This window comes from Ginsengibacter sp. (assembly GCF_057362405.1).
Window position 1 is genome coordinate 1 of record NZ_JBMQQG010000147.1, and the last position, 9814, is coordinate 9814.

Here is a 9814-nt window from a genome sequence, read left to right on the forward strand (position 1 = left end):
GGTGCCAACCTGGAGTTAACAGGAATCCGGGTAATTAAATATCCCCCTGACTATAATTATTATGGCGGTCCATGTAATAATGATCAAATGATCTTCAGATATCCTGATGTTGTACTGATGGTTGCTGAAGCAAAATTGAGAATTGATCCCAACGACGCATCGGCTCTCACTTTGGTTAATCAATTAAGGGCTGCCAGAAGCGCTGCGCCGCTACCTTCTATAAAATTAGTGAATACTGCAAATATCTATGACCTCAATACCATACTCGCCGAAAGAGGAAGAGAGTTTTATTGGGAATCCTTTAGAAGAACAGACATGCAACGTTTCGGGGTGTTTCTTAACACATGGCAATATAAACCAAGTGATGATCCCAAGAACCTTTTGTACCCGATTCCAAGCCAGTCATTGGCAGCAAATCCTAATCTGATACAAAATCCTGGTTACTAATAATAAAATAAATAGCTGATTAAATTAAAAAGACTGCTTTGAAGAGGCGGTCTTTTTAATTTAAATTTTTACCAGGCATATGGTTCGGATACCGACGTATTGTAATGTTAAATTTCTTTTTTAAAAAGCTGAACGCTATTAAAATAGCGAAGTACTTATTTCATTCTTTACCTTTATCAAAAAAAATAACTGCACAAAAGCATCAATAATTATTCTGAATAATGAAGCAAATTCCAAAGCTTTCCTTAAGTCTTTTTCTGATAATTTTTTTTTCCTGCAACAAAAAGCCCAAAGAGCCATTATTTCAATTGGTGGATAATACAGGAATTAATTTTGTAAACAAAGTGGTAGATGGCAAGCTCGAAAACAGCTTTCTTTTTCGTAATTTCTACAATGGCGGCGGTGTGGCAATAGGAGATATTAATAATGACGGTTTGCCCGATATATTTCTCACATCCAATATGGGTGACAATAAATTGTACCTCAATAAAGGAAATTTCAAATTTGAAGATATTTCAGACAAAGCCGGCCTTAAGCAAGATAGTATGTGGAGCACGGGTGTAACATTTGTTGATATAAACGGGGATGGTTGGCTGGATATTTATGTATGCAATTCAGGCCACATGAAATCGGGCAACCGGAGGAACAAATTGTACATTAATAATCATGATAACACTTTTACTGAAGAAGGGCATAAATATGGACTGGATATTTCCGCCTATACCACCCAGGTTTCGTTTTTTGATTATGATATGGATGGAGACATTGACTGTTTTATGATCAACAATAGTCCAATGCCCATCAACACATTAAATAACGCCAACAGGAGAGATCTTCCCGATTCACTCTGGCCGGTAGCTCCTTTCTTAAAGGGAGGTGGCGATCATCTTTACCGGAACGACAATGGGCATTTCACGGAGGTTACACAATCAGCGGGCATACATGGCAGTTTAATAAGTTTCGGTTTAGGTGTTAGCATCGGGGATCTTAATAACGATGGTTATCCCGACATATATGTAGGTAATGATTCTTACGAGAAAGATTATTTATACATCAACCAGAAAAACGGCACGTTTAAAGATGAAATGGAAGACCAACTGCAGAGTATAAGCATGTCTTCCATGGGTACCGACATCGGGGACCTAAACAATGATGGTTATCCTGAAATTTTTACAACCGACATGCTTCCAGGCGATGATTACCGGCTCAAAACGTTGGGCTCTTTTGATAATATTGACTTTTACAATAGTAAGGTTAAATCCGGGTTTTATCACCAGTTTATGAAAAATTGCCTGCAGTTAAACAATAAGAACGGCACCTTCTCCGAGATTGGAAATTACAGCGGTATATCGGCAACGGACTGGACCTGGGGCGAATTAATTTTTGATGCGGACAACGATGGATTGAGCGATATATATGTGTGCAACGGAGTTAACAAAGACGTGACCAACCTGGATTTCATGGACTTTTTTGCCAACGATGTGATCCAGAAAATGGTCCTCACCGGTCAAAAAGAAAGTGTAGATAAAGTGCTCGAGCATATCCCTGTAAATCCATTGCCAAATAAAGCGTTTAAAAACCTCGGTAATTTAAAATTTCAGGATGTTAGCGCTGCATGGGGCTTCACCCAACCTTCATTTTCCAGTGGCGCCGCATATGCCGATCTTAACAACGATGGCGCCCTTGACCTGGTTGTTAGTAATGTAAACGGAAATGCGTTTGTTTATAAGAACAATAGCAGGAAGGAAAATAAGAACAATTTTTTAGGGGTTCTTTTAAAAGGTAAAGACAAAAACACATTTGCTATCGGTAGCAAAATTAAATTATTTGTCGGGAGCCAGATTCTAACCAGGGAAGTGGTTCCCACGAGGGGATTTCAGTCATCTGTAGATTATAAGCAAATTATTGGACTGGGAACTGCAGCAAAAATCGATTCCATGCTTATAAGCTGGCCTGATAGATCGTATTCAAAATATTTGAACATTCCTGTTGATACGGTACTTGTAATTAATCAAAAGGACCAGGTAACGTTCTCTCCCGATACACTTGCAAGGGTATTACCCCCGCCTTTACTCACGGCGGAAAAAAGTACGTTCGACAAGCATACTGAGGATGACTATAATGACTTTTATTACGAACGGAATTTGCCTGAATTGCTTTCAAAAGAAGGACCGAAAGCTGCCGAAGGAGACGTAAATGGCGACGGCCTTCCTGATCTCTTTATAGGCGGGGCAGCAGGTGAAGCCGGACAATTGTATCTTCAAACCGCTTCGGGTGCATTCATAAAGAAAATGGAGAAGGCATTTGATGACTATGCGGATTTCGAAGATGTTGCTGTGCAGTTTTTCGATTGCGACAATGATGGCGATCTTGATTTGCTGGTATGCCCCGGTGGCAATTGTTTTCCACCAGATACGAAGCAAATGCAATTTCGTTTGTATAAAAACGACGGAAAAGGGAATTTTACTTTGGACCCTAAAGCCTTTCCCAATAACAACTCGGATATCTCTGTGGCAATTCCCTACGATTTTGACGGAGATGGCGACCTGGATCTATTTGTAGGCGGTAGAAATGTTCCCCGCGATTATGGAGTTACTCCTGCCAGTTATGTTTTTGTGAACGATGGTAAAGGTCATTTTACCGATATGGCGAAAACTAAAAATCCGGATATTTCATCTATTGGTATGGTAACCTGCGCTGAATGGGCAGATGTTTTGGGCGACAAAAAAAAGGAATTGATAATCGCCGGTGAATATATGTCGCCGAAAATTTTCTCTTATAACGGAGATCATTTTAAAGAAATAAGGACTAACCTGGATAGCTTGTACGGCCTGTGGCAATCAATATCCGTTGGTGATTTGGATGGAGATGGACGCCAGGATATCGTACTCGGTAATATTGGAGAAAATTTTTATTTGCGGCCGGACCTGCAGAACCCGGTTAAATTGTGGATCAACGATTTTAACAACAACGGCAACATGGATAAGATTCTTACCCGTACAGTTGACGGCCAGGATAAAACAGTATTTTTAAAACATGAACTGCAAGACCAGATACCGGCAATTAAGAAACAAAACCTGCAACATTCGGAGTATGCGAAAAAGACGATGAGGGAATTATTTCCTGCCGAAATACTAAACAGCAGTATCGTAAAAATATTTAATTATGGATCGTCTATAGTCGCATTAAATAAAGGCAACGGGCATTTCGTAATTCAAAAATTACCACCCTTAACCCAAACTTCGTCCATCAATGCTATTCATCAAATTGATATCAATCACGATGGATATCCGGATTTGATTTTAGGCGGAAATAACTTTGGATTTCCTCCACAATTTGGAAGATTAGATGCCAGTTATGGAGATATCCTTATTAATGATCATAAAGGTGGTTTTACCCGGTTGGACTATAGCCAATCCGGATTGGAATTAAAAGGCGAGGTTAAAGATATTTTGGAAATTCCTGCGGGGAAAAAAGACTGTTTACTTTTTCTAATCAATAACGATTATCCCGCTTTGTATGAGATTAAGGAAAAATCAAAAAATCTCATGCAGTTGCAATAATTAAACAAATAAGGAATGCCTTATTTATTGAAAGACGATTTACTAAGTATGATGTACAAAACGGCAAGGCGGTTCAATCTTTTACTGATAACATGCTCGGTATTTTCATTCTTATCGTGCAATCACAAAAGTAATAATGCTCCGGTTCTTTTTCAGTTGCTGGATCATAACGCAACAGGATTGGATTTTAGCAATGTGCTTAAGCCGACTAAAGATTTTAATGTTTTTAAGTACATGTATTTTTATAACGGTTCAGGCGTAGGCGCTGGTGATTTTAATAATGACGGCTTAATCGATCTGTTTTTTTCTGCTAACCAGGGCGATGATAAAATATATCTTAACCAGGGCAAACTGAAATTTAAAGATGTAACTGCCGAAGCCCGCATTCCCCAGGATGGTGGCTGGTCTACCGGTGTTTCTGTTGTCGATATCAACAACGATGGCCTGTTGGATATCTACATTTGCAGGGTGGGTAACTATGAAACCCTGCACAGTAAAAATCAATTGCTTATATGCCAGGGTATTGATAAAAACGGCGTTCCCCAATACAAAGATGAAGCACATGAATATGGCCTCGACTTTTCTGGTTTCAGTACGCAGGCTGTATTTTTCGATTATGATGGTGATGGCGATCTTGATATGTTTCTACTAAACCATTCTATTCATCAAAACGGAACGTTTGCCCCGCGTAATAATTTCCTGGGGACGTACAATGTACTTACCGGGGACAGGTTGTACCGCAATGATGGCAATAATAAATTTACCGATGTCACAAGAGAATCGGCCATCAACAGCTCCACCATAAGTTATGGACTCGGCGTTTGTGTATCGGATATTGATCTTGATGGCTGGCCTGACATGTACGTTGGAAATGATTTTCACGAAAATGATTATTTGTACATTAATCAACACAACGGAACTTTTAAAGAAGATCTCACCAACCGGGTGATGCATACCAGCCAATTCTCAATGGGAGTAGACGTCGCTGATATTAATAACGACGCTTATCCCGACGTTATTTCAATGGATATGCTTCCGTCAGACCGAACAATATTGAAAAGTTCACTCGGCGAAGATGAGTACAATACATTTTACATGAAAATTGGATATGGATACAATTATCAATACACCAGGAATAATCTTCAGCTAAACAGGAGGAATGGCATGTTTAGCGAAACTGGCCTCTATTCTGGTGTTGCTGCAACAGACTGGTCATGGTCGCCGCTATGGATTGATTTTGATAACGATGGTACGAAAGATCTTTTTGTCTCTAACGGCATTCCAAAACGGCTGAATGATATGGATTTTGCCAACTATGTTTCTGATGATGAAATTCATCAAAAGCTAAAAGATAATTTTACCGACGAAACCGATTTGGGGCTGATCAAGAAATTTCCCGAAATAAAATTGCCCAATAAGTTCTTTAAAAATGAAGGCAGCGTAACGTTTGCTGATATTGGTGATGAGGTAGAAAATAGTAAAGCTACTTTTTCGAATGGAGCAGTATATGCTGATTTTGACAACGATGGAGACCTGGACGTTGTAGTAAGCAACCTGGAAGATCCGGCGATGTTATATGAAAATAAAAGTAATGATGCTAAGAACCGACCCTATATCGACATTAAATTAACAGGTTCATCCAAAAACATAAATGCACTCGGTGCTAAAGTAATCGTTTACGATAGCAGCGAAGTGAGAACCTACGAAAATTACCCGGTGAGAGGATTTCAATCAAGCATGCAGATTCCCATGCATATTGGATTGTACAACACTAAAGTTGATTCGATTTTATTGATATGGCCTGATAACACCTACCAAACCATCGATTGGAAAAATGCGATCTCTACGCAAATTAAAATTCAATACAAACCGGGCCTTGCCAAATACGATTATTCGCGGCTGACAACCCGTTTAAAAAATCCTACCCGTGAAATGGTGGATATAACAAAAGATGTTGGATTAGATTTTAAAGCTGTCGAAAACCCGTTTAATGAATTTGACCGTGAACCTTTAATTCCATTCATGGTATCACGGGAAGGCCCCGCTTTGGCTGTTGGTGATGCCAACGGTGATGGGTTAGACGATGTTTTTATCGGTTCGTCAAAAGGAAATAAAAGCGCCATATTTCTTCAAAAGCCCGGGGGTAAATTTGAAAAGTCCGATCAACCTGGGCTCGACGATGACAGTACGTATGAAGATGTGGACGCGGCGTGGGTAGATGTAAACAATGATGGTGCCACCGACCTGGTAGTTGCCACGGGTGGTAATGAATATTATGGCAACGATAAATACCAACAACCGAGGTTGTATTTAAATGACGGCCATGCACATTTTACGTTACTCAATAATGCATTTGACAGTATTTATCTTACGGCTTCCTGCGTAGTGCCGTATGATTTTAATGGGGATGGTTATGTGGATTTGTTTATAGGCGGAAGAGCCGTTCCATGGGAATACGGCGAGATTCCACGGTCTTATTTATTGGAAAATGATAAGCACGGTCATTTTAAAGACGTTACCTCCCGGTATAGCAACGAACTTTCAAAAGTAGGCTTTGTAAGAAGCGCTATTTGGTACGATCTTAATAAAGATGGCCGGAAGGACTTAATCATATCGCCTGAATGGGGTGGCATTTGCGCATTCATAAATGAAAATGGCACTTTCAAAAAACAAATGCTTACTAATAAAAAAGGGTGGTGGAATTTTGCATTACCCGTTGATATTAATGGTGATGGAAAGATTGACCTTATCGCGGGAAATGAAGGATTGAACAACCGCCTGGCAGCTTCGTCTACGGGGCCCGTTAGATTGTACTACAACGATTTTGACGACAATGGCAAGAAAGAACAGGTACTTACCTATTACCTGGACGGACAGGAAATTCCCTTTGCTAACAAAGATGAATTACAAAAACAAATACCAATCATAAAGAAGAGATTTTTATATGCCTCCGATTTTGCCAAAGCCAGTTTGGATGATATTTTTTCTGCGGATAAAATGAAGGGTTCAGAGATTTTAACGGCAGACTATTTTCCAAACTCAATCTTGCTGAATAACGGGAACCTGCCTGCCGGCAAGGCAGACCTGAATTACACAACGGTGCCGATGCCGTGGTTGGCCCAGCTGAGTCCTTACAAAGACGCAGTTGTTATAAACGCTAATAATGACAGCCTGCCCGATATATTAATGGTGGGAAATTTTTATGATAATAACATTCAGATGGGAAGAAATGATGCTGACTTTGGAACCATATTATTGAATAAAGGCAATGGCCGGTTTGACTGCCAGAATATCAACGGCCTCCAGATTAAAGGAGAGGTTCGCCACATAAAAAAAATAAATATCGGCAAAGAAGAAGCTTTCATTCTTGCGAGGAATAATGACAGTGTGATGGTGATAAAATTTAAAGACGAGCGACCATTTAAAAAATAGGATAATAGAGTTTAGTGATCCATTTTGAAGTATCCGGTTCATTTAGCCGGTTGGTTACTAAAGATTCAAAAGGAATGGCTGGAGATGATAAACCATTATCTGTTACAAATAATCCTAATTGTCGCATACCTTCTGTTGACGTATAATCTCCTCCTTTAACTTCAGCAACTAATATTTTTCCGGGAACCATCCGTTTTATGGAAAAGAAATTGTTTTCAGGTATTTTTTTGTTAACCGGAATGGCGATGGTTGTTTTATAAAAACCGCTGTCCTGCCAAATGTGTAACATCGGGGCATTAGTTTCAATTGCATTATGGGTTGCAATGTAACTCTTGATACTGTCAATTACTTTATAAATTTCAGGTGTAGTGGGATGTTCTTTTCCGGAAAATTTCGTTGATACTAATATGGTATCCTTCACCTGCATTTCATCAACGCTGAAGCCATATACTTTTAAGTTGCTTTCCAAAAAATCCTTCATACTCTCCAAAATTTCCCGGAGGTTGCCGTCTATGTTTTTTGTTACCCGGTAAAGATTTATTTTATTAATAGGATTTGAGTTCGTTTCAAGCGAATATCTCCATTGTGCCTGGATACTGTCTTTTAAAGGCAAAAAGAAAATAGTGGCATCTACAACTAAATCAGGCTGCGTGATCTGAATCAGTACCGAATTATATTTCCTACCGGTAATAATATACTTGTAACCCTTAAAGGCATATATATTTTTATTAGTGGCGCTATCATGCAAGACATTTCCGCGCCACCATTTCGACCATTTTCCTTCAATTACAAAACGATTAAGGCTGTTAACATTGCAACTAATTTTTTCAGAGGTAACACTTTCGATTTTTTTTGGAAGAAACACATAAGCTGAAATCAGTAATAATCCTGCAAATATGATGACAATAGTAACCCACTTTCTCATAAACTATTTTTAAAATTGCTGCAAAGTAATAATTTGCTTTTTAAACAAATAAAATCTTATTGTAACTAATTCTTAATATCCCGTCAATTTCTTTCCGGTATTTTTATTTAAATCAAATAACGTTAATTTACACGGGCTATTAAATTAAAAATTGCATGGTATGAAGCACTTAGTTTTTTTACTTCTTTCTAATATTTTGTTTTCGTCTTCTTTCGCCCAAAAAATTGATCCCTGGAAAATTGAAGCTGATAAAATAGATCCCGGTAACTATTATGGCGAAACGGTAGCTAATGGCGTCATTGGCATTGTTTCATCTGCCGAACCGCTAAAATGCAAAGACGTAGTACTAAACGGGGCATATGATCAATATGGAAGGGGAAGAGTGAGTAATTTTTTAAAAAGCTTTAACCTGGTCAATATGTATCTCGATATTGACGGACATCGTATTGGCGCCAATGACGCTACCAATATGCGCCAGGAGCTTGATATGAAACACGCCAATCTTACCACTACTTTTAGCTACCAGGATAAGGCTGTTGTTTCCTATACGTATTATGCGTTGCGCAACCTTCCTTATACGGTTTTAGTTGATGTTACTATAACCGCAAAAAAGGATATTGAGATAATACCGGCCAGCGTTATGGAAGCGCCGGACGAACTGAGAGATGTCCAGAATTATTATAACCAGATCGACCGGCCGCATGTAAAACTCAGCCTGCTTTCGTCTATTGCCAAAAGCCCAACCGGCAAACTAACTTTGGCCGCGTCAACTACATTTTTATTCGATGAACCGAATGGATCTGAACCGGAATTGATACACGAGATGTGGGATAATAACATGCATTTGTCAAAATTTAAAAAGAAATTAAAGGCCGGGACCTCTTATCATTTTGCAATTGCCGGTGCAGCCATAACTACAGCACAGCATGATGATCCGTTGAATGAAGCGGAGCGTTACGTAATTTATGCAAAGCTGCAGGGTGTTGAAAGATTAAAACAATTTCACAATGCTGCGTGGGACAGCCTGTGGAAAAGCGATATTATAATAGAAGGCGACGACGCTAGCCAGCGGGATGTGCATGCTGCCATGTATCATCTATATTCATTTGTAAGGGAAGGAACCTCGTATAGCCCGTCACCAATGGGTTTGAGCGGGTTGGGCTACAATGGCCACGTTTTCTGGGACGCAGAATTGTGGATGTTCCCTGCAATTCTTGTATTGCATCCTGAAATGGCAAAGAGCATGATTGAATACCGCTATGAAAGATTGAAAGAGGCGGAGCACAATGCTTTTGCTCATGGTTATAAAGGCGCCATGTATCCATGGGAAAGCGCAGCTACCGGTAATGAAGAGACGCCGGTATGGGCATTGAGTGGACCATTTGAACATCACATCACTGCTGACGTGGCTATTGCCGCTTGGAATTATTATGCCGTAACGCAGGAC

The 9814-nt window shown here is 39.5% G+C and carries 5 protein-coding genes; 4 read left to right on the forward strand and 1 reads right to left on the reverse strand.

Annotated elements, in window-relative coordinates; all coding sequences use genetic code 11:
- The 3 genes from ACO1O5_RS11750 to ACO1O5_RS11760 form a co-directional block, all read left to right on the forward strand.
- The coding region (locus tag ACO1O5_RS11750; RefSeq protein ID WP_486270405.1) for a RagB/SusD family nutrient uptake outer membrane protein at positions 1–447 on the forward strand (447 nt) is incomplete at its 5' end.
- Between the two features lie 221 nt (positions 448–668).
- Entirely contained in the window at positions 669–4010 is a 3342-nt protein-coding gene (locus ACO1O5_RS11755) for a VCBS repeat-containing protein (RefSeq protein WP_486270407.1), read from the forward strand.
- A 15-nt stretch (positions 4011–4025) separates the two neighbouring features.
- On the forward strand, positions 4026–7442 hold the full coding sequence (locus tag ACO1O5_RS11760) for a VCBS repeat-containing protein (RefSeq protein ID WP_486270409.1): 3417 nt from the start codon (positions 4026–4028) through the stop codon (positions 7440–7442).
- Here the strand turns inward: ACO1O5_RS11760 and ACO1O5_RS11765 are convergent.
- Positions 7432–8367, reverse strand: coding sequence for a GyrI-like domain-containing protein (locus ACO1O5_RS11765; protein ID WP_486270411.1), 936 nt, complete (start codon positions 8365–8367; stop codon positions 7432–7434). The genes ACO1O5_RS11760 and ACO1O5_RS11765 overlap by 11 nt on opposite strands.
- 160 nt (positions 8368–8527) lie before the next feature.
- Here ACO1O5_RS11765 and ACO1O5_RS11770 point away from each other — a divergent pair.
- Positions 8528–9814: glycoside hydrolase family 65 protein (locus ACO1O5_RS11770; protein ID WP_486270412.1), on the forward strand; the 1287-nt coding region annotated here is incomplete at its 3' end.